Origin of the sequence: Haloferax sp. Atlit-4N (assembly GCF_003383025.1) — an archaeon.
Taxonomy (GTDB): domain Archaea; phylum Halobacteriota; class Halobacteria; order Halobacteriales; family Haloferacaceae; genus Haloferax; species Haloferax gibbonsii.
In genome coordinates, this window is record NZ_PSYY01000003.1 from 130,493 (window position 1) to 155,723 (window position 25,231).

The window sequence follows — 25,231 nt, forward strand, 5'->3', positions numbered from 1 at the left end:
ACGGGTTTCATCAGATATATGACCGGATGACCGAAACGACACATCCGATGGCCCCTCCACGGTACGGCGACGCCCCGACTTCGTCTCTACCCGCCGGCATCGGGTTCCTCCCGGTGCTCTCGGCAAATCTCCTCCCGCTCGCCGGTGTGCTGTGGTTCGGCTGGAACCCCGGGACGCTCCTCGCGGTCTACGTCCTCGAACTGCTGTTTTTGTTCCCGCTTTCGGGCGTGAAGGCGCTGTTCGCCGGCCGGCCGCCGACCTCGTCCCGCGAGGACGGCGTCTTCAGCCTGTCGGAAAACGACCTCATCGACAAGCGCGGAAGCGTCACCATCCACGACCGGCTCCCGCCGGTGTACCCGCGTAACGTCCCCTTTGCGACCGCCGTCATCGGCGGCGGCGCGTGGGTCGGCGTCTTCCTCCTCGCGCCGCTCTCGGAGGTCATCTCGGTGCTCGACGTACTCGCCCGCCCGGAGGCGGTCGTCAGCGTCGCCGCGCTCGTCGTCGGGCAGGCCGGCGAGACCACCGCCACGTTCCTCCGGGGGAACCGATACGCGGAGCGCTCTCCGTACGCCCTCGTCGAGATTCCCGCCCGGCAAGCGATGTTTCTCGCGTGTTTCCTGTTCGTCGTCATCCTCGGCGGCGCGACAGTCGCGCTCGTGGGGTTCGTGTTCGTGAAAGTACTCTTCGAGTGGTCTGGCTTCCGCGCAGAGCAGGGCGGCGGCGGCCGGCTTACGAGTTGGCTCTCCGGCCCCGACAGCGACGCGACCCGCGACGAGGTCGACGTTCCCAGCGGCCGCCCCTCGGTCGCAATCGACGCGGACCGTCGCGCGGTGGTCGCGGCCGCGGTCTGGCGCGCAGTCACCACGACGGGACCGTTCTACGTCACCATGGCCGCGATGGTCTGGATCGGCGGGGCCGCGTTCGTCGTCGAGGGGACCACCTCGCTCGCGGTCTGGGTCGGGTTCGGTCTCTTCGGGCTCTGCCTCCTCGCGTTCATGCTCGTCGGCGATATCGTCGAGAGCGTGCTCGCGAGCGGGTGGCTGACCTACCGACGTTTCGGCGACCGCCTCGTCGTTCACGACCGCCTGACGAACGAGTCGCAGTGGGCGACGGCGGTCGGCGACCTCCGCGACGCCGAGGTCGTGGCGACTCGACCCACCGACCGCTACCTCGGAACGCGAACCATCGCGGCGACGGTCGGCTGGGGCGACGACGAGACGGAACGCACGCTCGGGCCTGTTGCTGACGCCGGGGAGTTCGTCGAAGCGCTCGACCTCCCGGTCGGCTCGACCGACCTCCCGCCGCTCGACCGCCGGTTCGTCGGGGCCGCCATCGCTTCGGTCGTCCTCACCGCGATCGGCGTCGTCACCGTGATTGTCACCCCGCTCGGTCCGTCCACGAGTTGGTTGCCCGCGCTGTTCCTGTTCCCGGTTTTCGCCATCGTCCCCAAGGGGTTCTGGAAGCTCGCGCACTCGTGAGGCGAGACGACCAGAGCGGTTTGTGAGCGAACCAAAAAGTGCGGAGAAGAAGACGCGTGAGTGAACGAGTAGAGCCCCGACGAGGCCGCCCGAGACGACCCGGGGACGGACTACCCTCGCGAATGTAACGAGTAGGCGATGAGCACGACGCCACAGAACTGAAACAGCCGCGTGACGAGCGTGAGCGGCTGTTGGTACTGGAGGCCGATGTAGCCCTCGCGCAGGAGCACCGACCCGACGAAGGCGACGCCGAACGCGACGGCCGTGAGGAGGAACAGACCGGCGGAGAGCGACCGCATCGTCCGGCTGTCGTGACGGCGGTAGCCGCGATAGGCCTGATAGCCGACGTAGCTCCCGACGAGCGTCGACCCGAGAGCGAGCGAGACGATGAGCCAGTCGAGGACCGCGGATAGCGTCGTCATCTCAGAGGTCCTCCCACATCCGTTTGAACCGGTCTGCGGTGTCGGTCTCCCCCTGGCCGGGGAACGACTCGTCGTCGGTGCGCGTCAGCGACGACTCGAACGACCCGTCGTCTAGTTCCACGGAGAACTCGGAGAGCGTGGCGGCGTAGACGCTGTAGTGGTTGTTACTGGTTCGAATCTCGGTCTGTTCGTCGAGGAGTCCGTACGCTTGTAATCGTTCCACCCGACGGTAGACCGTCGGTTTGGACATCTCACACTCGTCGGCAAGCTCTTGTGCGGACATTGGTTTGGTACTCGTCGCTGCGAGGATGTCCCGGGCGTACTCGTCGCTGAGGAGGTCGAGAATATCGCCCAGCGCCGGTTCCTCACTCACGGTGGTCGAATGACTGCTCGTCGGACTAATAGGCCCATGGGTTTCCACCCCTGTTGGTCGCGGCGACCGATTCGGGACGGGTGTACGATGGGGCTGTCGGGATAGCACGGTGGGGCTGCGGGTTAGCGCGGGGATACTGCGGGGCAGTACGGCGATGCTGTGGAGGGACTGTCGCGTCAGCGATGACCGCGATGGGTGCCGGAGTGCTGTCAGAGGGCACAGAACGGTACTGCTCGGGAGGGCAGTACGGTGTCGGTTCGGCGGGGCCCATCGCAGTTCAACCGATGCGCCGGGAGATAATATAAAAAGGGGGCCAGTTTCTGACCCAGAAACTCGCGCGGTTTCAGGCGGGACAGCCGACCGAGCGACCGACTTCGACGAGGCGGTCCGTCTCGACGCCGGTCCCGCGAACGGTGTAGCCGTAGCCGTCGCAGTTCCACGACACCGAGGTGGTCGGACCGTAGTCGATAGTCGCCGGCCGGCCGCCCACCGTCGCGTCGCGCTCGTCGGCGTCGATGTCCAGCGTGTAGTTGAACTTCGCGACCGTGAGTTCGCGGCCGCCGGCGGCGTAGCGGAGTCCGACCCCGTCGATGCGACCGGTGGTCCGCGTGGCGTAGACCAGTTCGAACGCGGGCGGGACCGTCGGCTCGGGGACCGAAACCGAACTCCGCGCTTCCAGGTCGGCCCTGCTCCGGAACCACTCCGTGTTCGGCGTGTTCGGTCGCTCGACGGTCGTGTTCGCACCGATTTCCGGCCGGAACGCGTCCGCCGACACGGCTGCATCGAACGTGACGTTCGTGTACGTGGTCGTCACAGAGCGTCGGGACCCGTCTGCCGTCCACGACGTCTGTTTGCGAAGCGGGTAGAACCGCTCGGCGTCGAGCCACAGCCGCTGGTGGTAGCCCGCCTCGCTTCGATTCGCCTCGGGCGCGATATCGATGACGTACGCCTCGCGCCCGTCGACGGTGTCGGTCTCGACGAATTCGACGACGTAGCTGTGATTCGCGTCAGCCTGCGGGGCGGCACCGGCATGTCGCGGTACGACGGGTAGCGGCGACACGCCGATTGACTGCGGGCGACCGGCGTCGTCGGTCAGCCCCGCGGCCGCGACGAGGAGTTGGAGTCGCTCGGCCGTCCGCGACTCGGTCGGTGGGCCCGTCAGCTCGATGGCGGTCACGGTGTCCCGGTCAGTGTCGTGAAGCCAGAGCGTCGAGCCGTTCGAGACCTGCCGGTCGTACTGTCGGTTCGCCGCGTTCCGAAAGTGAACGCGCTTCCGTTCCGTCTCCGGGACGAGCGTCACGTCGGCGACGGTTCGAGACGTGACCGTTCCATCGGTTCGAATCTCGACCGTCTGCGTTCCGGTGAGCGCGTCGGTTGCGCGGTAGCGCTCGGTTACGTTCGCGTCGACCGAGGGGCTCGCGTCGCCTATCGCGCCGCCCGTCGTCCAGAGGACCGCGGGGAGCGCGACGGCGACGAGCACGAACACGGCGAGTGTACGTCGGTTGGGTCGGAGTGGAGGGCGAGTCATACTGGGAGCACTCTGACAGGGAGTTCGACTGCGTGTCGGGGGGCCGACGGCTAAATACTTCTGGACGACGGGGGCGTTCGAAACCCGAGCGGACCGATAGCTACTCCCTTCGCGGGTGAGATGGCCGGGACATGTCGCCCTCCACTAGCTCCGCAACCCGAAGGCGGGCGTGGCTCTGCGCCTTCCAGTGGGGACTCGTCCAAGCGTTCGTCCTCGACACGCTCGGCCGATTCCTTCGGAACTACTACCGCGCGACGACGGGTGTCGCGTTCCCACCCGACTGGGTGGTCTCGATTCAGTTCGCCGCCCCACTCGGCCTCCTCGTCGGCGGCTTCGGCGGCTATCGCTGGGTGACGAGTGGACGATCGGCCGCGTCGGCGTCGGCACACCGCAAGCGGGTCGTTTTCGTCGGGGCGCTGTTCGTCGGCTGGGCGCTGGCTATCGTCCCGACCGCTGTGTTTCAGTTGGTCCTCGACGAGCGTCTGTTCACGGTCCCGTACTTCGTCCTCCCGACGCTCACGGCGCTTTCGGTCTTCGCGGGCGCGTCGCTCCTCGCCTACCGCGCCGAGGCGGGGTGGTACCGAAAGCGGCGAAACCGACTCGTCGGCGGGGCCGCGGGCGGCTGTACCGGCGTGCTGGTCGGGGTGTTCGGCTTCGTCGTCTACTCGTGGTATCTTCTGGCGACGCAGACGAACTACAGTCTCAATGGCGGTGCCGGAATCGTCGCGGCCGCGTGCGTCGGTGCCGCCGCCGGCTACGCCCGGACAGAAGGCGACCGCGCGGGCGACCGAGCGCGCGAGTACCTCGTCCTGCTCCTGGTGTCGGCGCTCTCGCTGTCGCTCGCGGTTGGACTTGTGACGCTCGCCCTCGCCGTCGTCGGCGTCTCGGTGTTCCTCGGCTCGTCGGTCGTCGTGCCGGCGATTCCCGTCGTCGGGTCGGTCGCGCTCGCTGGCTATCTGGCGTTCGTCGCCGAGACGACGCTCGTCGGTCGGTTCGTTGACGGGTGACTCACCGCCCGAGCAGCGACGCTCTCTCGTCCGTTCGCCGTCCGAATCGCCGAGCAGTTTATCAGCATGTGGATGGTACTCAACCAGTAATGTCATGTGAGCGGAGCGAACTGTTCGAACACATCGAGTCCGACCTCATTCTTCGAGAGTTCTTTCAGGAGGTGACCGAATACGCGATATTTCTCCTCGATGCGGACGGGTTCGTGGCGACGTGGAACGAGGGTGCGAGACGGATAAAGGGCTACGAGCGAGACGAGATTATCGGTCGTCACCTGTCTGTCTTTTATCCCACCGACGGGGACGGCGAGTCTCCCGAGACGGTGCTCTCAATCGCCGAGTCCGAGGGAAGCTACGAGGAACGCGGGTGGCGGGTCCGGAAGGACGGGTCGCGCATCCTCGCGCACGTAATCGTCCGCGCGCTGAGCGGCGACGACGGGGAGCTCAGAGGCTTCACGAAAATCGTCCGAGACGTCACCGAGACCTACGAGTACCGACAGGAGTTAGAGCGGAACCGCGACCGCCTCGAACGCACCGAACAACTGGCCGACATCGGCGGATGGGAGGTCGACTACGAAACCGGCGAGCTACGACTGACTGACGGGACCAAGCGGCTGGTCGATATCCCGTCCGACGCGGAGGTGACGCTCGACGGACTCGGGGACTTCTTTCACGAGGACGACCGCGCTGTCATCGACGAGGCCATCGAGAGTGCGCGGGTCAACGGCGACCCCTTTGACGTCGAAATGCGGGTAGTAACGGCCACGGGGCGAACGCGATGGGTGCAAGTTCGCGGTGAGCCGACTGACAGCGGCGCCAACGTCCGCGGCGCGGTGCGCGACATCTCGGACAGGAAAGAGCGCGAAGAGCGGCTCATGGTGTTGAACCGAGTGCTTCGCCACAACCTTCGGAACAACCTCAACGTCGTCAGCGGGTACGCGAGCGAGCTGAAACGGGACCTCGAAGCGCTCGACAGCCCGTCGATAGACGAAGACGACTACGAGCGGTTGCACGAGACGCTGGCGAAACTCAGCGAGACGACCAGAGGTATCGATTCGGAACTGCGGACGCTCGACACGCTGGTCGCCGCGGCGAGCCGATTCTCGACGGAGGCGATGGTCTCGAAGACGGACCGAATCATCGAGAACGCCGACAGCCTCGTGTCGACCGGCGAGAAAGCCCGGCAGTTCGAGAACGCCGTGGAGGGGAGCACGGACAGACACCCGGTCGGCGTCAGCGACGTCTTCGCCGATCTCAAACGGACGTACGAACGGAAGCACCCCGAGGCGGAGGTTCAAATCGGACCGAGCGAACAGACCGTGCTCGCGAGCACGCACTCGCTGTACCTCGCGCTCGACGAACTCGTACAGAACGCCATCGTCCACAACGACAGGGACCGCCCCGTCGTCGCGGTCTGGTCGCGACGCCTCTCAGGCGAGCGGGTCGCAATCGCGGTCGAGGACAACGGCCCCGGTATCCCGCAGACCGAGCGGGAGATTCTGAAACGCGGGAAAGAGACCCCCCTGACGCACGGAAGCGGAATGGGGCTGTGGACCGTCCACTGGTTCGTCACGCAGTTCGACGGCGAGGTGTCTATCTTGGACCGCGCCGAGGGCGGGTCGACGGTCGAACTCAGACTCCCCGCGCCGGAGAACTGACGCGGCGTATTTGATATTAATTGAACTATTCAGGTGACCCAGATATTCCAGATAATTCAGATTTGCTGGGTTCTTCTGGTAATGGAGGTTCGTCAAGATACTCACAGTATCCTAACAATGCCGGTACTGCGAAGATGGCCGTCGAGAAGCACGACCCAGAACAGCATCACACTCCGAGAAATTTAGATTAGGTGGATTATTTACTGTGTCTGGTTCGACCCTCGGAGCGGTCGAAGACGGGCTGTCTCACTTGCATCCGACGGAGAGACACGGTCAAAAGAGCACCGTAACCGCAGTACTGAGAGCACCAGCTAGTGGAAAAGTCGTCGTTATCGAGGCTACCCGCGTAGTTCCAGTTATCCACATATGCACCGAACCCGAGTCGTGTGGGTCGCTTAGATTCTCGTGGTTATCTGAATAATCCACATCTCGCGTAGAATCTCTGTGAGGTCGGTAACGTGCGGTGGTGACGACGTGTGAGCAATCTAAATTATCTGGATTAGTTGAATAGTCGAAGACACGCACATAGTTTGAGCAACCCGGCTACTCCACGTGGTGCACAGGAGAGAGCGACCGCGGACAACCTGCGTAGTTGGAAGAACCCACATTCCCTGACAAATCTAGAATATTCAAAATATCCACATAATCTGATGAACTTGGAAAATCGAGGGTATCTAAATTACTCAAGGTTGCGATGGTAAGATAGCGAACGCCTTTGTCAACGGGGGTTTGGTCTCTAGCCATGTCCGGTGTCTCCGATTCTGGCAGCGTGCTGGTCGTCGGCGAGAGCGACTGGGTGACGCGGTTCGCCGAGGGACTCGATTCGCGACCCGGCGTCACCGTACTGAAAGCCGAGACGAAGGCGGCGGCACTCCGCGCAGTCGAAGCGGACGAGGTCGACTGCGTCGTCGTCGACGCCGACCTCGCGGACGCGGCCGTCGTCGACCTCCTCACAGACGTTCGCTCGACGGTCGCGACCCTTCCAGTGGTCGTCGCCGCGGACGGCGGGAGCGACGTCCTCGCTAGCGAGGTCCTCGGTGCGGGCGCGACTGACTACGTCGCGCTTGACGCAGACTCGCCGGACGTCGAAACACTCCTCGCGCGGACCGGACGGGCGCTCCGGTCGGCGCGACAGTCGGCCGGCGAGCGCGAACGCGCCAGGCAGTTCGACGCGATGTTCGACGACGAACGGACGGCGACGTGGGTGCTCGACGGAGAGGGGTCGCTGACTCGGGCGAACCGGACGGCGCGGGAGTTCCTCGACGCGCCCGTCGACCCGCTCGTCGGCGGGGCCTTCTGGTCACTCCCGTGGTGGTCGAACGGAGACGACCCGACGAGCGACGACGTGCGACGGCTCGTCGAGGACGCGCTCGGAGGGACGGCCGGGAACGCGGTGGTCCCACAGCCGTCGGAGACCGGAAGACGACGCATCGTCGAGCTATCGGTCCGCCCCGTGACCGACGAGCGTGGGGAGGTCGCGTCGGTCGTGGTCGAGGGTATCGACATCACAGCGCGGGTGTCCCTCGAACGAGACCTCCGCCGCTCCGAGGAACTCCACCGCGTCACGCTCAACAACATGACCGATACGGTCCTCATCACCGACGAGTCGGGGGCCTACACCTACGTCTGTCCAAACGTCCACTTCATCTTCGGCTACACCGCAGACGAGTTGCGCGAACGGGTCCCCATCGACGAACTGCTGGGGGAGGACCTCTTCGACCGCGACGAACTCGCGGAGCGCGGCGTCCTGAAAAACATCGAGAGTACGGTGACCGACAAGGCCGGCCGCGAGCACACCCTTCTCGTCAACGTCCGTGAGGTCTCGATTCGGGACGGAACGCTGCTTTTCAGTTGCCGCGACATCACGAAGCGCAAGCAGCGCGAGGACGCGCTGACGACGCTCCACGAGACGGCTCGCGAGTTCCTCTACACGGGGACTCACCGACAAATCGCCCAGCGCGTCGTCGACGATACGCCCGGCGTGCTCGCGCTCGATGCGAGCGCCGTCTACCTCTTCGACGCCGACGCCAACGCGCTCAGACCGGCGGCGTACTCGCCGGCGATGCGCGAGGCCCACGGCCCGCTCCCGACAGTGCCCGCGGACGGGGAGACGCTCCCGAGCCACAGTTTCGTCGAGGACAGTGCGCTGTACTTCGACGACGTGCACGAGGCCGGCCGGTTGGAGAACTCCGTGACCGGTCTCCGGAGCGTCGCGTACGTCCCACTCGGAGACCACGGCGTGTTCGTCGCCGGCTCGACCGAGGTCGGAGCCTTCGACGCGGTGGCGCGGGAACTGACCGACCTGCTCGCGGTGACCGCCGAGGCGGCGCTCGACCGCGTCACGCGCGAATCCCGACTCCGCGAACAAGACCGGACGCTCCAGCGACAGAACGACCGGCTCACCGAGCTAAACCGAATCAACGAGACCATCCGCGAAATCGACCAAGCGCTCGTCGGAGCCCAGACGCGCGAAGAGATAGACTACACCGTCTGCGAGCTACTGACCGCCGCCGACCGGTTCGCGTTCGCGTGGGTCGGTTCCGTCGACCCCATCGGCGAGACGGTCGAGCCCCGCGCGTGGGCCGGCGACGAACGGGGCTATCTCGACAGCACGACGTTCGAAGTCGCGGCGTCGTCGGTCGAACCAGCGGGACGCACGGCGGCGACCGGAGAGGTGACTACCGTTCCCAACGTCGCGTCCGGTTTCCGGGACGAACCCTGGCGGAAGGGCGCGCTCACCCGAGACTACCTGTCGGTGCTCAGCATCCCGCTCGTCTATAACGACCTCTCGCACGGCGTGTTGACGGTGTACGCGACGACGCACGACGCCTTCGACGAGACGGCGACCGCCGTCTTGGCCGAACTCGGCGAGACCATCGCGTCGGCGCTGAGCGCCCTCGAACGGAAGAACGCACTGCTCACCACGGCCGTCACCCGCGTCGGGTTCGCCGTCGACGACCCCACGTTCGTCCTCTCGCGACTCGCCCGCGACGCGGGGTGCACGCTCACCTACCGTGGAGGGGTCCAACAGTCCGCCGAAGGAAACTACGTGTTCGTCACCGTCGAAGACGGGGCGGTCGAATCCGTCGCGGCCGCGGCCGACGAACTGGTCGCCGTCGCCGACGTACGACGGATAAGCACCGACGGGGACGCCGGCGTCCTGCGCCTACGCTTGACCCAGCCGTTTCTCGCACCGGAGCTTGCGGACCACGGTGCCGTCCTCGGCGAGGTGCGAGCGACCCCCGAGGAGACGACGCTCGTCGTCGACGTCCCCGAGAGCATCGACGTTCGGAACGTCACGCACCTCGTCGACGAAGCGTTCGCCGGCGTCGAACTCCGCACCAAACAGACGCTCGACCGCTCGACCGAGCGCGACCTCTTCTCGCGGTTCCTCGACAAGCTGACAGAGCGACAGCTCGAGGTGCTCCAGACGGCCTACTACAGCGGCTACTTCGAATCGCCACGGGAGAACACGGGCGAAGACGTCGCCGCGACGCTCGGTATCTCCCCACCGGCGTTCTACAAACACGTGCGGACCGTCCAGCGGAAACTGTTCGCGACGCTGTTCGACGAGCACTCCGGTTCCGCCACCGGAAGAGGCGGGTAGGTTCGTTATCTAGCCGGTATTCTCTCGACTGGTTTGGTGTGTAACTACCTCATATTCCCTTGTACACCTATTACGCATGGGCAGAGCGTCCGGGACACGACCGGCGCTCGCGAACCATGAGAGATGTCGAATCCACCCCCGGCGAGGAAGGAACGTACGAATGCTTCGAGTGTGGCGGTATCGTCCTCACCGAACACAACCCGCTACGCTGCCCGGACTGCGGAGGAGCGATGCGCAACCGACGGACGGCAATTGAGTAACCGCGCGAGGGCGCGGCCGTCGTTCGATTTAAGCCGCTCGGCGTGGAGACCGTAGGCGACGTGACGACTCACCTCGACGACTTCGACCACGAGGCGCACATGCGCGAGAGTTTCGAACTCGCCCGCGAGGCCGCCGCCCGCGGCGACGAACCGTTCGGCTCCGTCCTCGTCCGCGACGACGAGGTCGTCATGCGCGACTCGAACCGCATCGTGACGGAGTCCGACATTCGTCGGCACCCCGAGTTACAGCTCGCCTATCGGGCGTGCCGAGAGTACGACTCCGACGAGCGGGCGGAGACGGTGATGTACACCAGCACGGAGCCCTGCCCGATGTGCGCCGGCGGGATGGCGACCGCCGGCTTCGCGCGCGTCGTGTACGGCGTCGGCGGCGACGAAGTCGGAGCGTTCACGGGGTCGAATCCCGGCGTCCGGTCGGCGGCGATTCTCGACGGCGTCACCGAGGTAGTCGGCCCGGTACTGAACGAGGAGGCCCGGCAGATTCACCGAGCGTACGAGTGGTAACCGACGGCTCGAAAGCTTCGCTCAGCCGTGGTCGACCGTCGGCGCAGACAAGCGATAGCTGTCTTTTTGGATTATTCAGATAATCTGACTTCCTTGAATTTTCTAGATTTTTTAAAATCTCACTTCAGTCTTGTCTAGTTTGCACAAGTGATGGCAGGTCACTCGCGGTATGGCCGTTTCGAGTCACGCTCGCGGGATGAAACGCGGCAGGCACGGAACCGGTCACCATAGCGTCAGCTTCAGCAGAAGTCAGTACACGAGTCGTTGAGAAAGAGTACACCGAAACGAAGCGCCCGCGGCAATCAGTCGTCGTCGCGTGCGACACTCCCAGCACCTGCGTCCGGAGTCCGCAGCACGTCCGGGTCAGCATCCGGTCCGAGCGGTTCGACGCGCACGCTCGACACTTTGTACTCCGGAATGCCGGCCTGCGGGTCGAAGGTTTCCTGCGTGAGTTTGTTGACCGCACCGGCCGCGAAGTGCATCGGGATGAAGAGCGTTCCGTCGCCGACACGGTCGGTCACCTCCGCCTTGACGACGATGTCGCCACGGCGGGATTCGACCCTGACGTACTCGCCGTCCGAGACGCCGAGTTCCGCGGCGGTCGTCGGGCTGATTTCGACGAAGCTCTCGCCGACGTGGCTCATAAGCCCCTCGACACGTCGGGTGATCTGTCCGGTGTGCCAGTGATAGAGAACCCGCCCGGACGTGAGCGTGAGGGGGTACTCCTCGTCCGGTAGTTCACCGGGATGGCCGCCGTCTGCCGGCACGAAGCGGGCGAGACCGTCGTCGAAGTTGAACTCTCCCTCCTCGTAGTCGTAGAGATACGGCGTACCGGGATGGTCTTCATCCCAGCAGGGCCACTGGAGTCCGTGCTCGTCGCCCGATTCGAGACGCTCGTAGCTGACGCCGCCGTAGATAGGCGTCAGCTCGCTAATCTCGTCCATCACTTCCCGCGGGTGGTCGTAGCCCCAGTCGTAGCCCAGTCTGGCCGCCAGTTCCTGCGTAATCTCCCAGTCCTGCCGCGCCTTTCCGGGCGGTTCCGCCGACGCTCGAACCCGCTGTACCCGACGCTCGGTGTTGGTGAACGTGCCGTGTTTCTCCGGCGAGGTCGCCGCCGGCAGAACCACGTCCGCGTGCTCTGCAGTCTCCGTCATGAAGATGTCCTGTACGACGAGGAAGTCCAAGCCGTCGAGCGCCTCACCGGCGTGCTGGATATCGGGTTCCGAGAGCGCGGGGTTCTCCCCGACGATGTACATTCCGCGGAGTTTGCCTTCGTGGGCCTCGCTGAGCATCTCCGGGACTTTGAGCCCGGGTTCGGCCGGCGGACGTTCGCCCCACACCTCGGCGAACTTCTCGCCGACCTCGTCGTCGGCCGGGTCTTGGTACCCGGGGAGACTGCCGGGCAGGGTACCCATGTCGCCGCCGCCGCCCTGCACATTGTTCTGGCCCCGGAAGGGAGAGAGTCCGGCACCCGGTTTCCCGACCTGCCCGAGCGTGAGCGCGAGGTCGGCCATCGCGAGGAGGTTTTCCGTCCCGTGGCTGGATTGGGTCATCCCCATCGCCCAGCCGAAGACGACGTTCTCGGCGTTTGCGAGCGTCTCGGCGGCCGACTGCAGTTCTGCTGGAGGGACGCCGGCCAGTTCCTCGACTTTCTCGGGTGTAAACGCCTGGACTTTCTGCTTGACCTCCTCGAACCCGTTCGTATTCCGTTCGATGAACGTCTCGTCGTGCAGGTCGTGTTCGATGAGGTATCGGATGAGTCCGTTGAGCCACGCCACGTCGTAGCCGGGCGTCGTTCTCGTGTACTGGTCGGCGTGCTCGGCGATGCCGATTTTCCGGGGGTCGAACACCACGAGGTCGGCCCCGTCGCGGACGTTCTGCTTGATGCGAGTCGCCAACACCGGATGCGACTCGGTCGTGTTCGACCCGCTGATGAGGTAGGCGTCGGCCTCGCCGATGTCCTCGTTGATGCGGTTCGTCATCGCGCCGTAGCCGAGCGTCTGTTGGAGCGCCGCCACCGTCGACGAGTGACAGAGTCGGGCGCAGTTGTCGATGTTCTTCGTGCCGAGCACCTGTCGAGCGAACTTCTGGACGAGATACGCCTCCTCGTTGCTCCCCTTCGACGACGCGAGGCAACTAACCGCGTCGACGCCGTGTTCGTCCTGAATCCCGTGGAGTTCGCTGGCGACGTAGTCGAGCGCCTCGTCCCACGAGGCCGCCTCGAACTCGCCGTCCTCGTTTCGAATCAGTGGCTTCGTGAGCCGCTTCTTGCTGTTGGCGAAGTCGTGTCCGAACTTCCCCTTCACGCACGTCGAGAAGTTGTTGGCCGGTGCATTGTCCGGGTCGTCGACGGGTTGGACGCCGAGGGCGTTGCCGTCTTTGCCCCACATCTCGAACCGACAGCCGACCGCACAGAACCCACACGTCGTCTCCGCTTTGTCGACCTTGCCCAATCGGTAGTCGCTGACGAGCGACGCGATGTCGAATAGCCGACCCTCTGGCAGCGTCTGCGCCGCAATGTTCTCCGCGGTGTGTTCGCCCGCGAGTACGGCCTTCCGACCGTATTTTTCGAGGAAGTCGGACGCCCGGCGTTTGCTCTGAGCCATATAGCGGGCGACACCGCTTTGCTCCTCCTGTCTTGCGTTGGCTTCGTCCCCAGCACTCCCCGCACTACCGGGAGCGGGCGAGCGGTTCGGTGCCGTCGTGTCGTCGAGCGTCTCTACCTCCTCGTGTTCGATGACTCGTCCGACTGAGTTCCGCTGTGTGAATCCCGGCAGCGGGAGCGTCCCGGCACCGCCGATATCCTTCTCGGTCAGGGCGCCGGTCGGACAGACCGTGGCGCAGTGTCCGCAGGAGACGCAGTCGGAGTCGGCCATCGTCTCGGCGTCGGACTGGAACCCGATTCGGGTGTCCGCTCCGGAGCCCTCGATGCGGAGGACGCCTTCGACCTGAACGTCGTTACAGCCCTCGACGCACCGGTTACAGAGGATGCACTTGTTGCGGTCGATCTGAATGAACGAGGAACTGTCGTCGAGCGGTTCGTATTCGCTGCGCTCGTCGAAGACGCCGTAGCGCGGGTGGTCGACCCCCTCGCTGATGGCCGTCTCCTGTAGTTCACAGCGTCCGTTTCCGTTACAGGTCGTACAGCGCAGATTGTGGTTAGAGAGGACGAGGTCGAGATTGACGCTCCGGCACTCCTCGGCGGTCGCCGTGTCGGTCTCGACCGTCAGCCCATCCTCAGCTGGGAACGAACAGGAGGGGACAACCCCGTGTTCGTCCGTTTCGACCATGCAGGTTCGACACTCGCTCCGAGGGCCGATTTCGTCGCTCGCATCGCCTTCGCGGTCGTAGTAGCAGAGCGCCGGAACGTCAGCGTCCTCGTCGAGGCTGTCGGCACCGGGGTCCACGCTCACTATCTCGTCGTCGACGGCCTGCATGGCGTCGATGATAGTCGACCCCGGTGGAACGGTAACCCGTGTTCCGTTAACCGTGATTGTCGTTGGACTCTCACCGCCGGTTCCGACGGGTGGGTCGTTCGCGGTCCCGGTCTCAAACTCCGCCGTGACCGCTGTCTCGTGCTGTGGGTCGTCTATCTCCGGAACGCCCGGGAGTGGGTCGTCAGTACTCATAGTTTGTCAGTACAGGTGCCGCTCGGACAGCGGCCGTCAGCATGTGCTTCGAAACTCGATTCGAACTCGTCCATCGCAGTCAGGACCGGACGCGGTGCATGGGCACCGATCAGGCAGTTGCTCGACTGAGTCATGACCCGGCCGAGTTCGCGTATCTTCCCCCGGTCGAACGAGCCTCGGTAGACCGCTCGCAACAGCTCGGTGAGTTGAACGGTCCCTTCTCGTCCCGGAACGCACCGCCCGCTGTTGGCTTCCGAGGCAAAGCGCGCTCGGTCTCCGGCAGTCGCAACCGCACACCGCTCATCGTTCAACAGTTCGACGACGCCCTCCGTTCCGAGGCCAGCCGCAGTCAGTCCGGCTACGGTTGGCGCGATATCCAGCGTCCGGGTGACTCCGCCAAAAACCCCGCCGACGCAGGCCATCTTGAACGAACCCTCCAGTTCGACGGCGTTCCGAACCGCCGAGAGGTGGGCGTCAGAACCCAACTCTATCGTCGCGGGGGCAGTCACGTCGCCGGTGACAGTCAGCAGTCGCGTCGCCGATCCAGACCCGCTTCTATTGGTCTCCTCCGGGTCCGAGAGCGCGAGATGGATATGGGCGAAGGTCCGCGGCGTATGGATGACCGTGGGGCGACCGTAGAGCCCGTACTCGGCCGGCGACGGTGGCTGGAGACGGGGCTCAATTCTATCCGCACCCTCTATCGCTTCGAGCGCCGCCGTCGGTTCGCCGGCACGGTATTCGTCCGGGCCTGCGACGAGTACCGGAACGACCGGTAGTTCGTCCGCAGCGGCCGCAATGGCCTGCCGAAGACGCTCCCGGAGTTCGGTGTCGGTCTCTGCGAGGTGGATGACCGCATCAGTCGTATCGAGGTACTCGGCGACGGCCGCCACTCCGTCGAGCACCGACATCGGCGACCCGGCGAGGAGCGTTTGGTCCGCCCGCTGCCGGTCGTCCGCGTCGTTTGCATTCACGACGACGACTGGGTCGCCGTCGGCCTCTCGTGCGCGTCGCCAAGCGTCCGCGACCGGTTCGTCAGCGGTGGCATCACCTCTGCCGCGACCGACGAGCCCAGCGTCCGCGATTGCGCCCGCGTCTCTATCGAGCGAGTGAAACTGGTACGCTGTCGGGTCCAGGGGGCCGACCCACCCACAGGGACCGAGGACGCGCCGCTCCCCCACCGCGAACGGCCCGTCCGTCGGAACCGGAAGCGTCGTCGTCTCGACGTCATGTTCGACGACTGCTGCGCCACCGTCCGTCGGTAACTCCCCATCTTCCATGGCGGCGACGAGGTCTCGGACCTTCGGCGTCTCCGGAGCTGGGAAAAACACAGTCCGCCCCGCGTCGGTCGCGAGGACCAACGGGTCGTACTCGCTGATTCCGGTGGGTCCCGTTCGGAGGACCGTGACGGAGTCGGCGGCGGCACGTGCGGTGCTCAAGACGCGCTCGCCGTGTTCCGTTCGTCCGGCTCCCGAGACCCGGACAGTCGGCGACTGGAGCCCTTCGCCTGTGCGATTCATTCTCACGGATGAAGAGACACGGCGGGGTTAAAAAATCATCCCAACCCACGCGCGCCGGAGCGCGGGGTCGAGGCATTCGAGAGAGTTCGGAACCGGCTTCGAGTTCGGTTTCCCGAACGCGTCGAAGTCGGCGCGAGCGCGATTGGGCGGGAGACAGGTGACTGCACCGGACGGGACAGCGAGCGGAGCAAAGACCTAAGGCGGCGACGTGCCGTCTACCGTGATGATGACGAACCCACGGTTCGACGACGTTCGAGAGAAGGCGGCCGATGCGACTCGCGAAGACGACGTCCTGTCCGTGTACACCGGGCTCGTCCACCACGACGGTCGACACGAGTACTACTTCGCCAACGATACCGAAGAGGCGTCGGAGTTACGCGAGACTGCGGCCGTCCAACTCGGGATGCTGGTTCGGGTCCTCGCGGACCGCTCCGATAGCGACGTCGAGGAGATTACCGACCTCGCGGCGGAGCGAGCCGAGAACATGCGATTGAAGTAGTCATTACTCTGGTACCGGGTGTTCGGAAGCGCATTCTCGTCGGGACGTGTCGGACGTGTCACCGAGTCGCTCCGCGTCGGGCGCGAGCGGACGCCGTCCCACGGTGAGAACCAAATCGCTGTCCGTCGTTACCTGACAGTATGCGCCAACAACTGCCGAGGTGTCGAAGTGCTACTGATGCGCTTCATCGCCAGCCGTTTTGGGCGGTCCGTCGTGGATTCATTCCGGGGGCGAACGCCCCGCACATCATGTAAGAAAACAGAGTGCTTGTGGGATATCTCGGCTCGCACGTGAGATACAGACTCCGGCGAAGTTGATTGTGGTACGGTCCTGCGACAGTCGGTCGGACAGATAGCGCCGAACGCGGCCGCGACCGTCGAGTTCGAACTCGAGCTTCAGTGAGCGAGTAATCGAACCGGGTTCAACATAGAAAACACACATAATAATTTTTCTGATATTTTGAGAATGCATTACTAAACCCTCCTCAAGCGTGAAGTGTCCGATATCAGGAAGGCTGAATCGACCCGAGATATAAATAGCAACCGTTCGCAGAGGCCGAGTGGAGTCCGCACAATGTCTATGAACGCAGTCGTCTACAAAGGCGAACGAGAAGTCGCAGTCGAAGAAGTCGAAGAGCCCCAGATCGAACATCCAAACGACGTCGTCATCGACATCACGACGACCTGCATCTGCGGGTCCGACCTCCACATGTACGAGGGACGGACGGCCGCGGAGCCGGGAATCGTGTTCGGCCACGAGAATATGGGTATCGTCGAAGAGGTCGGCGAGGCCGTCAGTAGTCTCGAAGTCGGCGACCGCGTCGTCGCACCGTTCAACGTCGCCTGTGGCTTCTGTGAGAACTGTGAGAACGGCTACACCGGCTTCTGTACGAACGTTAACCCGGGGTTCGCCGGGGGAGCGTACGGGTACGTCGCCATGGGACCCTATCAAGGAGGGCAGGCCGAGAAGCTCCGCATTCCGTACGCCGACTTCAACGCGCTCAAGCTACCGGACGGACGGGAGCACGAGGACTCGTTCGCGCTGCTCGCAGACATCTTCCCGACGGGCTGGCACGGCACGGAACTCGCTAACCTCGAAGCCGGCGATTCCGTCGCTATCTACGGTGCCGGTCCGGTCGGCCTGATGGCCGCCTACAGCGCCAAGCTCAAGGGCGCTGCCGAGATTTACGTCGTCGACCGCGTTCCCAGTCGCCTCGCACTCGCCGAGGAGCACTGCGACGCCACGCCCATCAACTTCGAGGAGGGCGACCCCGTCGAACAGATCAAAGAGATTCACGGCGGCGGCGTCGACAAGGGCGTCGACGCGGTCGGCTACCAGGCTATCGACCCGGACAAGGAAGCCGACGCCGCGTACGACCCTGCTCGCGAGAACCCGGCTGTCGTCATCAACAACCTCATTCGGACGGTCCGACCGACCGGCGAACTCGGTATTCCCGGTCTCTACGTGCCAGACGACCCCGGCGCTCCCGACGAGATGGCCGCTCAGGGTCGCCTCGGCATCGACTTCGGCCTCCTCTTCGAGAAAGGTCAGGCACTCGGCACCGGCCAGTGTAACGTCAAGGAGTACAACCGACAACTCCGGGACATGATAATCGAAGGCCGCGCCGACCCGAGTTGGGCCGTCTCCCACCGCGTCGGCCTCGACGACGCGCCCGAGATGTACGAGAAGTTCGACAACCGCGAGGAGGGAGTCACGAAGGTACTGCTGGAACCCTAACGTAGCGGAGTCTCTCAACTCGGCCCCCTCACCGACACTCCTTTGCCGGTTTGCCCGGTATCGCGTTCTATGTGTCAGTACTGCAGTTACCGGTACCACGACGGTTGGACGCAGTTGTTGGAGTACGACGAGGTGTATCAGACGGTGATCAGCGGTGAGTCGGAGTCGACCTACGGCTTTCACGAATCGTGGGACGAACTCCGAGACGAGGTCGACTTCGGCGCGGCCTATTGACCTCCTCCCGCGCCTAAAGTCGCGGGAATCCCACCATGGGATTTCAGGCCGAGTGCGGCCCTAAGGTTTCAAGACGCATACGTTCCAAGCGTCTCTTGCTGGGTGTCAGCATCGGCTTGGCTGTCTTGTGGGACGGTCAAATGTCCCCCTTCCTCAGCCGAGTCATCGCCATCCGTGTGTTCTCTTGAATGACTCTCTCCACTGAGGTAGCGGTCTGCAATATTGAGCGCGGCGTTAACGTCTGCTTGGTACTCCGAAACCCAACACGCCGAGTTGGAACACTTGAACGTCGCCTGCTTCGGACGGTAGCCCGTCTCTCCGCAACAGTGGCACGTTTTCGAGGTGTACGCGGGATTCACTGTCTCCACACGAATCCCTTTCTCAGACGCCTTGTAGCGAATCTGAGCGTGCATCTTGGCGAAGCCCCATCCGTGAAGCCGTCGATTCATGAACGCGCCGTAGTCCATGTTCTCACGGATGTGCGTCAAGTCTTCCAGAACCAACACGGGATTCTCGAATCGGTCGGCGTAGGAGACGACCTCCGACGTGACCGTGTGAAGGATGTGGTCGATGTGTCGCCACAACTCGTCGCCGTAGGATTCAGCGATACGTTCGCTTCCGCGTTTTTGAAGGCGTCGAGTCGCCGTGAAGTACGTCTCACGGAGTTGCCGTACTCGCATGCCTTCGTCGTTCCAGAGGTTGGGTGCAGTCGGGGAGCCGCGCTCGTCACGGTGACACACCGTTAACAAAGAGGCTTCCCCGATGTCTACCCCAATCGGCGTTTCCACCGAACTGGTCTCTCGTTCCTCCACGTCCCGCGTGGCGACGATGTGAAAGTACCACTCGCCGTCACGGTCGAACAACCGACATTCGCCCATCTTTGCGTCTCCTGCGTGCAACGCTTCCAACCACTCTCGCTGTTCGGGATTCGGTTGCGCGGGCAACCAGAGGTTGTAGTCGTCGTGGTGCGGGATTTTGACGTACCACTCGATAGCGTTCTGTGGCTTGTGGTCGAGCTTCGGGCCTTCGTTCGTGAACCGAACGGGGTGGTCGTCGTGAAGCTCTTTGGCGTCGTAGCTTCCGCCACAGAGTTGTGGGACGTACTTCTTGAGCGCGTTCTTGGCGTAGCCGCTCAGGTCGTAGTTGACTACCACGTCGTTCGCCGCCGACTGTGTGGTGCAGTTAGCGTTGAACGCGGATTCAAGGGCGTCTTGGTACGCCTGTTCCGTCTCACAGAGTTTCCGATGCTTGTGGGTGTTCGGTTCCACAAGCTTCAGTTCCAGCGTCTCGGTGAGTTCGGTCACTGTTCGTCCTCCTCGTGACGCTGGATGTACTTCTCGACAGTCTCACTCGAAACGTGTCCTGCTGTCCCCGCGTAGTAGCCTCGCACCCACTTGATTTTCTCACTGTCGTGGTCGGCGTGTCGGTGGTTGTACTTCCGCGAACTGATGCCTTTGAACCAGTTGGCGAGAAGTGACGGAGCGTGCTTCGGCGGGCTACTGACGAACAGGTGGATGTGGTCGGGTTGGACAGTGAGGTCGATAATCTCCAACCCCTTCTCGTCAGCGATTTCGTGGAGGATGTCTCGCACACGGGTTGCAACGTCACCGACGGGTACCGACCGACGGTACTTCGGTATCCACACTATGTGGTAGTTGAGGTTGTACGTTGCGTGCCGTGTGGTCTTCATCCGTACTACACACTATACGTAGCGTGTGTCTTAAAACCACCTTACACGGTGGGAAATCCAGCCGTACTACCGTCGGTGGTTGTGTACGCTATTGTCCGCTTGACCCGCGCCTGAAGACGCGGGTATGCGCTCGCACTATGTATCAGGCGGACTCGCGGGGAAACGGGTCGTCGGGATACGCCGCCCTTCGCTCGTCCGTCGTCGCCAGACACTCGTCGAGTTCTCGGGTTACTGCGTCTTCGTCGAGGTCGCGACCGATGAACACGAGTCGCGTCTCGGGGTCATCATCTCCCCATCGACCGATGGGACCGGCCTGCACCGACGGTCCCGCCTGACTCACGCCGAGAACCGCCTCGGGACGACTCGCGACCCACGCGAACCCCTTCGCGCGGACGACGTTCCCCCGCCAGTCGTCGAGCCACGCGTCGAGACGCTGCGGATGGAACGGACGGTCTCGACGGTAGACGAAAGACTCGACGCCGTGGGCCGTCGCTGCCGAGGCGGCATCGTCGTGGGTGTGTTCGTGGTCGTGGTCCGCCTCGGCTCCGTCGCCCGTGAGGGCTCGTTTCCAGCCCTGATGGCGCTTCGTCGCCTCGAAATCGAAGCGTCCCGTATCGAGAACCCGCGTCGGGTCGACTTCGCTGTAGGTCGTCCGGTGGAGGCTCGCACGCGGCTGGAGCTCTCGAATCTCGGCCTCGACGGCGTCCAACGCATCGTCGGGGACCATATCGCACTTGTTCAGCAACAGCACGTCACAGAACTCGACCTGCTCGACGAGTACCTCCGTCAGCGGACGCTCCGGGTCGGGGGCGGCGTCCGGAAGCGATTCTTCCGGGTCGAACGCCTTCCAGAACCCGTAGGCGTCGATGACCGAGACCGTGGTATCCAACCGGAGTCGTTCCGGCAGACCGCCCTCGTTCGACTCGCCCGTCAGCGCCCGCGCAATCGGGAGCGGTTCGCTGATTCCCGAGGCCTCGATGAGGAGATAGTCGAACGAACGCGTCTCCGCCAACCGCGTCACCTCAGTCACGAGGTCGTCTTGCAACCGGCAACAGATACAGCCGTTCGAGAGGTCGACGACTCCATCGTCAGCCTCTGACGCGACTAATTCCGCGTCGACGTTCAATTCGCCCATATCGTTGACGACGACGGCGATGTCTCTGTCACCGGGGTCGTTCAGGAGTCGATTGACCAACGTCGTTTTACCCGCCCCGAGTGGACCGCTAACGACCGTAATCGGTATTTCGGCTGTGGACATGTCGATGTGTGTGACGCCTCACGAGTGGTCGTAATGAAGACTGGGGCGGCCGACTCACACAGGAGACAGAACCCGCCGTTCTCCGAACTGCCGTCGTGAAAACACATCATGACTATTCTTTGATACTTCTGGTTTCCTGTCCGTTCGTGTTGGGCACCTCGAACACCGAACAAACCGAGCTGTGCGTCTTTGTCGGAGACGTTCGCCCCTCGAAATCGCTCGACGGTCCGCGAGAACGGCATCATCTTTTTGGTCGCCGGTACTGACGAACGACCAGATGGCGCCTCCAATCGCTGACCGACTCCTCACAGTCGACTTGTCCGCCGGCTCGGTCGAGAGTACGCCGATTCTGGACGGGTGGCGACAGCGATACGTCGGCGGAAAAGGGTTGGGTGCCCGCTATCTCTACGACGAACTCGACGCCGGCGTCGACCCGCTCGGCGAAGAAAACGCGATTCTGTTCATGCTTGGCCCGCTCACGGGCTATCTCCCGGGTGACTCGAGATACGCCGCCATCACGAAATCCCCGTTGACAGGGTGTTTTCTCGACTCGTACGCGGGGGGTGAATTTCCCGACTCCCTGGCCGGCGCGCTCGGGTCGCACATGGGCCTGCTCGTAACGGGCATCGCGTCCGACCCCGTTCACCTCGTCATCGAAGACGGGAGCGCAACAATCGAAGCCGCCGAGACGTGGGGAGCCAGTACGGTCGAAACGGCCCGAGCGTTCCCGAACGCGTCTGTCGCGTGTATCGGCCCCGCGGGAGAACGACAGATCGCATATGCCACGATCGCCTCCGACGCCGGCGACCACCACGCGGGCCGAGGGGGAGCGGGAGCGGTGATGGGTTCGAAGCGGCTGAAGGCGATCATCGCGAAAGGAGACCCCCCTGACGGGTTAGACGACCTGCGAGAGGCCTACACGACGAAGTACCGAGAGACCTCTACCGGACAGTGGCTACGTGCCAGCGGGACCGTCGAGACGATCGATTTCGCGAACGAAATCGGCGCACTCTCGACGCGAGGCTGGAGTGGCGGACACTTCGACGAGACGGATGAAGTAGGAATCACGACAGTCGAAGACCGAGCCGTCGGTCGCGAATACGCCGAGGCGACGACTCCGGGAGGGTATCGCGTGGCCACGGAAGAAGGCGATTACGTCCCACGCGGCGCCACCGCGATGTCGCTCGGAGCCGGACTCGACATCGACGACTTCGACGCCGTCGGAGCGTTGGGACAGACCTGTGATCGGCTCGGAATAGACCTCATTAGCGCTGGTAGCGCAGTCGCATGGACCATCAAGGCCAACGCCGCCGACGTACTCGACCGCCCACTCTCGTTCGGTGACCCCGACGGAGCACGCGCCCTCTTAGGGGAGATTGCGGAACGCGAGTCAGACCTCGGCGACGCGCTCGCGGACGGAGTCGAAGCGGCGGCGACGCAGTTCGGCGGGCGAGACCTCGTCCCCACGGTGAAGTCGATGGAGCTCCCTGCCTACGACCCGCGCGGCGCGCAGAGCATGGCACTCGCGTACGCGACCAGCGATCGGGGTGCGTGCCATCGGCGGGCGCGACCCATCGAGCGCGAGGTGTTCGACGGGAACTGGGGAGCCGACCGGACCGCGGCGGAGGTCATTCGCGAACAGGACCAGCGGTCGATACTCTGGAGTCTTATCGCCGATGACTTTTTCGGCGACGCGCTCGACGACCTCGGCCGGGAGTGGCTCGAATCGGTCACCCTCGAAACCGTCGGGGAACTCGCCACAGTCGGCGAACGGGTTTGGAACGTGACGCGCCTGTTCAACGTCCGTGAAGGTATCTCGCGCGAGGACGATGCGCTGCCGGCCACGCTCCAAGAGCCGCTTGGGACAGGGCCACGCGCAGGTGCAGTCGTCGAGAGCGACGATTTCGACTCGATGCTCGACGCGTACTACCGCCGCCGTGGTTGGGACGAAAACGGCGTGCCGACGGCCCAGACTATCGACCGCCTCGACCTTACTGAACTCACCGAGGACTTCGACCACCTCCATGATTGAACACCACACGAACGGCGGGACGACGAACTGTACACTACCCGTGGAGCGAATATGACGCTCGCCGATCTGCTCTGCGCTCGAAGCGGCGTGGTCTGCGTCGTCGGCGCGGGCGGTAAAAAGTCCACGCTGTACGCGCTGGCGCGTCAACTCGACCGCGCCGTCGTGACGGCCACCGTCCGCATCCCCATCTTCGACCAGCACGTCGCCGACGTGGTCGTGACCGAGCGCCCGGCTGCCGCGCTCGAACGGGTGGCGGACTGGCCGGTGGGCGTCGTTCCCGACCGCGACCGCGACGACCGCTACCGCGGGTACGACCCCGACGTGGTCGACGCCATCGGAGAATCGGACGCCACCGACGCCGTGCTGGTGAAGGCCGACGGCGCGCGGATGCGCGAGTTCAAGGCACCAGGTGACCGCGAACCACAACTCCCGGAGACTGCCGACACCGTCCTCCCCATCGCCAGCGTCCACGCGGTCGGCGAACCGCTTACCGAAGCGTGCGTCCACCGCCCGGAGCGGGTCACCACCCTCACCGACCTCGAACTCGGCGACACGATCCGCCCGTCCGACGTCGCAACAGTACTCACCAGCGAACGTGGCGGCCACGCGGATGTCCCCGACGGTGCGACAGTGATTCCCGTGCTGAACAAGGTCGACGACGCGGCCCTCGAGGCTGTCGCACGGGAGATTGCTTCGGACGTTCTGGCTCAGTCGGACGTCCCACGCGTCGTACTGACGCAGTTGACGGCGTCTGACCCCGTCGTGGCCGCCGTAGAACGCTAGCGCAACTGTTCCGCCGCGTGAGCGAGCTCTTCGGGGGTGTTGATGTTCTCGAAGGTATCGAGGCTCGCGTACTCGCGCACCTCGTCCTCCCCGAGGACGACGTAGTCGAGCGTGAACAGCGGGTCGATGATTTTGTGGCTCCCTTCAGCTAGCGCGGTTTCACAAGCGTCGGCCATCGCCGAGGCTCGGTACACCGCGTGAGTAGGCTGGAACCAGCCGTCACCGACCCGCGGCACGGCAGCGTCGTGACCGCCCGCCCGCTCGAACAGTCTGTCGATGAGCGCGGGTTCGAGAAAGGGCATATCGCATGCGGCGACGAACGCGTACTCCGTCTCCACGGCCCGCAAACCGGTCAGGATTCCCGCCATCGGCCCCTCGTCGCACTCTGCGTCTTCTGCAATCGTTATCGGGTGGTCGTAACCGTCGAGCGCGGTTCGGAGCGTATCAGCCTGTTCCGGTCGGCAGTTGACGACGAGGCTATCGATTACACCGACCATCTGGTCGGCGACGCGACGGATGAGAGGGGTCCCAGCGAGAGAAGCGACTGCTTTGTCCTCCGCACCGAACCGCGTCGAGTACCCGCCGGCGATGATGACACCGGTTCGCATACTAAGCGTGTTCATTTTCGTTGTCCAAAGCAGTTGTGCTACGAATCGGATATCGATCTGGTCCATTCTGTGTGTTCGATGCCTTTTGAGGAGTCAGAACGTTTGATTTTGGGACATGTGAGGGGGTGAAAACGTACTGGAACCATTACACAGATAGCTGTGTTATTCTATATTGTAAAATGGGCTGAGAATCCAGAATGAATTCCGAGTCAGCTATCTCCATGGCAACAGATGATATTGCGCTATACAATTTATGAATCCCCGACTATCGTATTGCGGTACAAGACGAGTGAAAACAGGAGATCGACACCCCGAACCTCGTAGAATAGAACTGTGAGGGCCGAAGAAGCTATTTCCAGAACTAACGCTTGATGGTTCAACATCGAGTCGCA

20 protein-coding genes are annotated in these 25,231 nt (G+C 63.8%); 11 read left to right on the forward strand and 9 right to left on the reverse strand.

Annotated elements, in window-relative coordinates; genetic code table 11:
• The first annotated feature begins 47 nt into the window (after nucleotides 1-47).
• Nucleotides 48-1,478: a DUF6498-containing protein gene (locus tag C5C07_RS16060; RefSeq protein WP_115805544.1), complete on the forward strand. Its 1,431-nt coding sequence runs from the start codon at nucleotides 48-50 to the stop codon at nucleotides 1,476-1,478.
• A 110-nt stretch (nucleotides 1,479-1,588) separates the two neighbouring features.
• On the opposite strand, the gene C5C07_RS16065 is transcribed toward C5C07_RS16060, so the two are convergent.
• The 3 genes from C5C07_RS16065 to C5C07_RS16075 all read right to left on the reverse strand — a co-directional run bounded on the left by C5C07_RS16065 (nucleotide 1,589) and on the right by C5C07_RS16075 (nucleotide 3,801).
• Complete coding sequence (locus C5C07_RS16065) at nucleotides 1,589-1,900, reverse strand: hypothetical protein (RefSeq protein WP_008096769.1); 312 nt, start codon at nucleotides 1,898-1,900, stop codon at nucleotides 1,589-1,591.
• Nucleotide 1,901: 1 nt separating this feature from the next.
• A complete protein-coding gene (locus tag C5C07_RS16070; protein WP_008096768.1) occupies nucleotides 1,902-2,273 on the reverse strand; it encodes a helix-turn-helix domain-containing protein in 372 nt (123 codons plus the stop codon).
• Between the two features lie 343 nt (nucleotides 2,274-2,616).
• Complete coding sequence (locus tag C5C07_RS16075; RefSeq protein ID WP_049913698.1) at nucleotides 2,617-3,801, reverse strand: outer membrane lipoprotein carrier protein LolA; 1,185 nt, start codon at nucleotides 3,799-3,801, stop codon at nucleotides 2,617-2,619.
• A gap of 131 nt (nucleotides 3,802-3,932) precedes the next feature.
• Between C5C07_RS16075 and C5C07_RS16080 the strand changes: the two genes are divergently transcribed.
• The 5 genes from C5C07_RS16080 (at nucleotide 3,933) to C5C07_RS16100 (ending at nucleotide 10,852) form a co-directional block, all read left to right on the forward strand.
• Nucleotides 3,933-4,808, forward strand: coding sequence for a hypothetical protein (locus C5C07_RS16080; protein WP_115805545.1), 876 nt, complete (start codon nucleotides 3,933-3,935; stop codon nucleotides 4,806-4,808).
• A gap of 89 nt (nucleotides 4,809-4,897) precedes the next feature.
• Nucleotides 4,898-6,463 (forward strand): PAS domain S-box protein, encoded by a 1,566-nt coding sequence (locus C5C07_RS16085; RefSeq protein ID WP_049968647.1) that lies wholly within the window; start codon nucleotides 4,898-4,900, stop codon nucleotides 6,461-6,463.
• A gap of 742 nt (nucleotides 6,464-7,205) precedes the next feature.
• Nucleotides 7,206-10,070: a bacterio-opsin activator domain-containing protein gene (locus C5C07_RS16090; protein ID WP_115805546.1), complete on the forward strand. Its 2,865-nt coding sequence runs from the start codon at nucleotides 7,206-7,208 to the stop codon at nucleotides 10,068-10,070.
• A gap of 116 nt (nucleotides 10,071-10,186) precedes the next feature.
• Nucleotides 10,187-10,330, forward strand: a complete 144-nt coding sequence (locus C5C07_RS16095; RefSeq protein WP_004971811.1) for a rubrerythrin-like domain-containing protein — start codon at nucleotides 10,187-10,189, stop codon at nucleotides 10,328-10,330.
• Between the two features lie 60 nt (nucleotides 10,331-10,390).
• Entirely contained in the window at nucleotides 10,391-10,852 is a 462-nt protein-coding gene (locus C5C07_RS16100; RefSeq protein ID WP_304999722.1) for a nucleoside deaminase, read from the forward strand.
• A 302-nt stretch (nucleotides 10,853-11,154) separates the two neighbouring features.
• Here C5C07_RS16100 and fdhF read toward each other — a convergent pair whose 3' ends face one another.
• Nucleotides 11,155-14,481 (reverse strand): formate dehydrogenase subunit alpha, encoded by a 3,327-nt coding sequence (gene fdhF, locus C5C07_RS16105; protein ID WP_115805547.1) that lies wholly within the window; start codon nucleotides 14,479-14,481, stop codon nucleotides 11,155-11,157.
• A complete protein-coding gene (locus C5C07_RS16110; protein WP_115805548.1) occupies nucleotides 14,478-15,998 on the reverse strand; it encodes an NADH-ubiquinone oxidoreductase-F iron-sulfur binding region domain-containing protein in 1,521 nt (506 codons plus the stop codon). Before C5C07_RS16110 ends, fdhF begins: the two co-directional genes overlap by 4 nt.
• Nucleotides 15,999-16,221: 223 nt before the next feature.
• Between C5C07_RS16110 and C5C07_RS16115 the strand changes: the two genes are divergently transcribed.
• The 3 genes from C5C07_RS16115 to C5C07_RS21780 all read left to right on the forward strand — a co-directional run bounded on the left by C5C07_RS16115 (nucleotide 16,222) and on the right by C5C07_RS21780 (nucleotide 18,468).
• Nucleotides 16,222-16,497 carry a hypothetical protein gene (locus tag C5C07_RS16115; RefSeq protein WP_008097301.1) on the forward strand — a complete coding sequence of 92 codons (276 nt, stop codon included), beginning with the start codon at nucleotides 16,222-16,224 and terminating at the stop codon, nucleotides 16,495-16,497.
• A gap of 579 nt (nucleotides 16,498-17,076) precedes the next feature.
• Complete coding sequence (locus C5C07_RS16120; RefSeq protein WP_049968816.1) at nucleotides 17,077-18,234, forward strand: glutathione-independent formaldehyde dehydrogenase; 1,158 nt, start codon at nucleotides 17,077-17,079, stop codon at nucleotides 18,232-18,234.
• 69 nt (nucleotides 18,235-18,303) lie between these two features.
• Nucleotides 18,304-18,468: a hypothetical protein gene (locus C5C07_RS21780; protein WP_193493643.1), complete on the forward strand. Its 165-nt coding sequence runs from the start codon at nucleotides 18,304-18,306 to the stop codon at nucleotides 18,466-18,468.
• Between the two features lie 68 nt (nucleotides 18,469-18,536).
• Here the strand turns inward: C5C07_RS21780 and C5C07_RS16125 are convergent, their stop codons facing one another.
• The 3 genes from C5C07_RS16125 to C5C07_RS16135 form a co-directional block, all read right to left on the reverse strand.
• The gene (locus tag C5C07_RS16125; RefSeq protein WP_115805549.1) at nucleotides 18,537-19,772 is read right to left on the reverse strand and encodes an RNA-guided endonuclease TnpB family protein; all 1,236 of its coding nucleotides are present in this window, start codon (nucleotides 19,770-19,772) and stop codon (nucleotides 18,537-18,539) included.
• A complete protein-coding gene (gene tnpA, locus C5C07_RS16130; protein ID WP_115805550.1) occupies nucleotides 19,769-20,158 on the reverse strand; it encodes an IS200/IS605-like element ISHvo18 family transposase in 390 nt (129 codons plus the stop codon). The genes C5C07_RS16125 and tnpA overlap by 4 nt, the downstream gene beginning before the upstream one ends.
• A gap of 142 nt (nucleotides 20,159-20,300) precedes the next feature.
• Nucleotides 20,301-21,416, reverse strand: a complete 1,116-nt coding sequence (locus C5C07_RS16135) for a GTP-binding protein (RefSeq protein ID WP_115805551.1) — start codon at nucleotides 21,414-21,416, stop codon at nucleotides 20,301-20,303.
• A 277-nt stretch (nucleotides 21,417-21,693) separates the two neighbouring features.
• Here C5C07_RS16135 and C5C07_RS16140 point away from each other — a divergent pair, with 277 nt between their 5' ends.
• Both C5C07_RS16140 and yqeC read left to right on the forward strand, forming a co-directional pair.
• Nucleotides 21,694-23,448 carry an aldehyde ferredoxin oxidoreductase family protein gene (locus C5C07_RS16140; RefSeq protein ID WP_115805552.1) on the forward strand — a complete coding sequence of 585 codons (1,755 nt, stop codon included), beginning with the start codon at nucleotides 21,694-21,696 and terminating at the stop codon, nucleotides 23,446-23,448.
• A 51-nt stretch (nucleotides 23,449-23,499) separates the two neighbouring features.
• Nucleotides 23,500-24,231, forward strand: coding sequence for a selenium cofactor biosynthesis protein YqeC (gene yqeC, locus C5C07_RS16145; protein WP_115805553.1), 732 nt, complete (start codon nucleotides 23,500-23,502; stop codon nucleotides 24,229-24,231).
• Here yqeC and C5C07_RS16150 read toward each other — a convergent pair.
• Nucleotides 24,228-24,839: a molybdenum cofactor guanylyltransferase gene (locus C5C07_RS16150; protein ID WP_008097293.1), complete on the reverse strand. Its 612-nt coding sequence runs from the start codon at nucleotides 24,837-24,839 to the stop codon at nucleotides 24,228-24,230. The two genes, yqeC and C5C07_RS16150, sit on opposite strands and share 4 nt — an antisense overlap.
• Nucleotides 24,840-25,231: the final 392 nt, after the last annotated feature.

What these genes read in the sequence shown, in the direction of transcription:
- C5C07_RS16060 (WP_115805544.1), top strand. Translation starts at nt 48, where the DNA reads ATGGCCCCTCCACGGTACGGCGACGCCCCGACTTCGTCTCTACCCGCC.
- C5C07_RS16065 (WP_008096769.1), bottom strand. Translation starts at nt 1,900, where the DNA reads ATGACGACGCTATCCGCGGTCCTCGACTGGCTCATCGTCTCGCTCGCT.
- C5C07_RS16075 (WP_049913698.1), bottom strand. Translation starts at nt 3,801, where the DNA reads ATGACTCGCCCTCCACTCCGACCCAACCGACGTACACTCGCCGTGTTC.
- C5C07_RS16080 (WP_115805545.1), top strand. Translation starts at nt 3,933, where the DNA reads ATGTCGCCCTCCACTAGCTCCGCAACCCGAAGGCGGGCGTGGCTCTGC.
- C5C07_RS16085 (WP_049968647.1), top strand. Translation starts at nt 4,898, where the DNA reads ATGTCATGTGAGCGGAGCGAACTGTTCGAACACATCGAGTCCGACCTC.
- C5C07_RS16090 (WP_115805546.1), top strand. Translation starts at nt 7,206, where the DNA reads ATGTCCGGTGTCTCCGATTCTGGCAGCGTGCTGGTCGTCGGCGAGAGC.
- C5C07_RS16095 (WP_004971811.1), top strand. Translation starts at nt 10,187, where the DNA reads ATGAGAGATGTCGAATCCACCCCCGGCGAGGAAGGAACGTACGAATGC.
- fdhF (WP_115805547.1), bottom strand. Translation starts at nt 14,481, where the DNA reads ATGAGTACTGACGACCCACTCCCGGGCGTTCCGGAGATAGACGACCCA.
- C5C07_RS16110 (WP_115805548.1), bottom strand. Translation starts at nt 15,998, where the DNA reads ATGAATCGCACAGGCGAAGGGCTCCAGTCGCCGACTGTCCGGGTCTCG.
- C5C07_RS16115 (WP_008097301.1), top strand. Translation starts at nt 16,222, where the DNA reads ATGATGACGAACCCACGGTTCGACGACGTTCGAGAGAAGGCGGCCGAT.
- C5C07_RS16120 (WP_049968816.1), top strand. Translation starts at nt 17,077, where the DNA reads ATGAACGCAGTCGTCTACAAAGGCGAACGAGAAGTCGCAGTCGAAGAA.
- C5C07_RS21780 (WP_193493643.1), top strand. Translation starts at nt 18,304, where the DNA reads ATGTGTCAGTACTGCAGTTACCGGTACCACGACGGTTGGACGCAGTTG.
- tnpA (WP_115805550.1), bottom strand. Translation starts at nt 20,158, where the DNA reads ATGAAGACCACACGGCACGCAACGTACAACCTCAACTACCACATAGTG.
- C5C07_RS16135 (WP_115805551.1), bottom strand. Translation starts at nt 21,416, where the DNA reads ATGTCCACAGCCGAAATACCGATTACGGTCGTTAGCGGTCCACTCGGG.
- C5C07_RS16140 (WP_115805552.1), top strand. Translation starts at nt 21,694, where the DNA reads ATGGCGCCTCCAATCGCTGACCGACTCCTCACAGTCGACTTGTCCGCC.
- yqeC (WP_115805553.1), top strand. Translation starts at nt 23,500, where the DNA reads ATGACGCTCGCCGATCTGCTCTGCGCTCGAAGCGGCGTGGTCTGCGTC.
- C5C07_RS16150 (WP_008097293.1), bottom strand. Translation starts at nt 24,839, where the DNA reads ATGCGAACCGGTGTCATCATCGCCGGCGGGTACTCGACGCGGTTCGGT.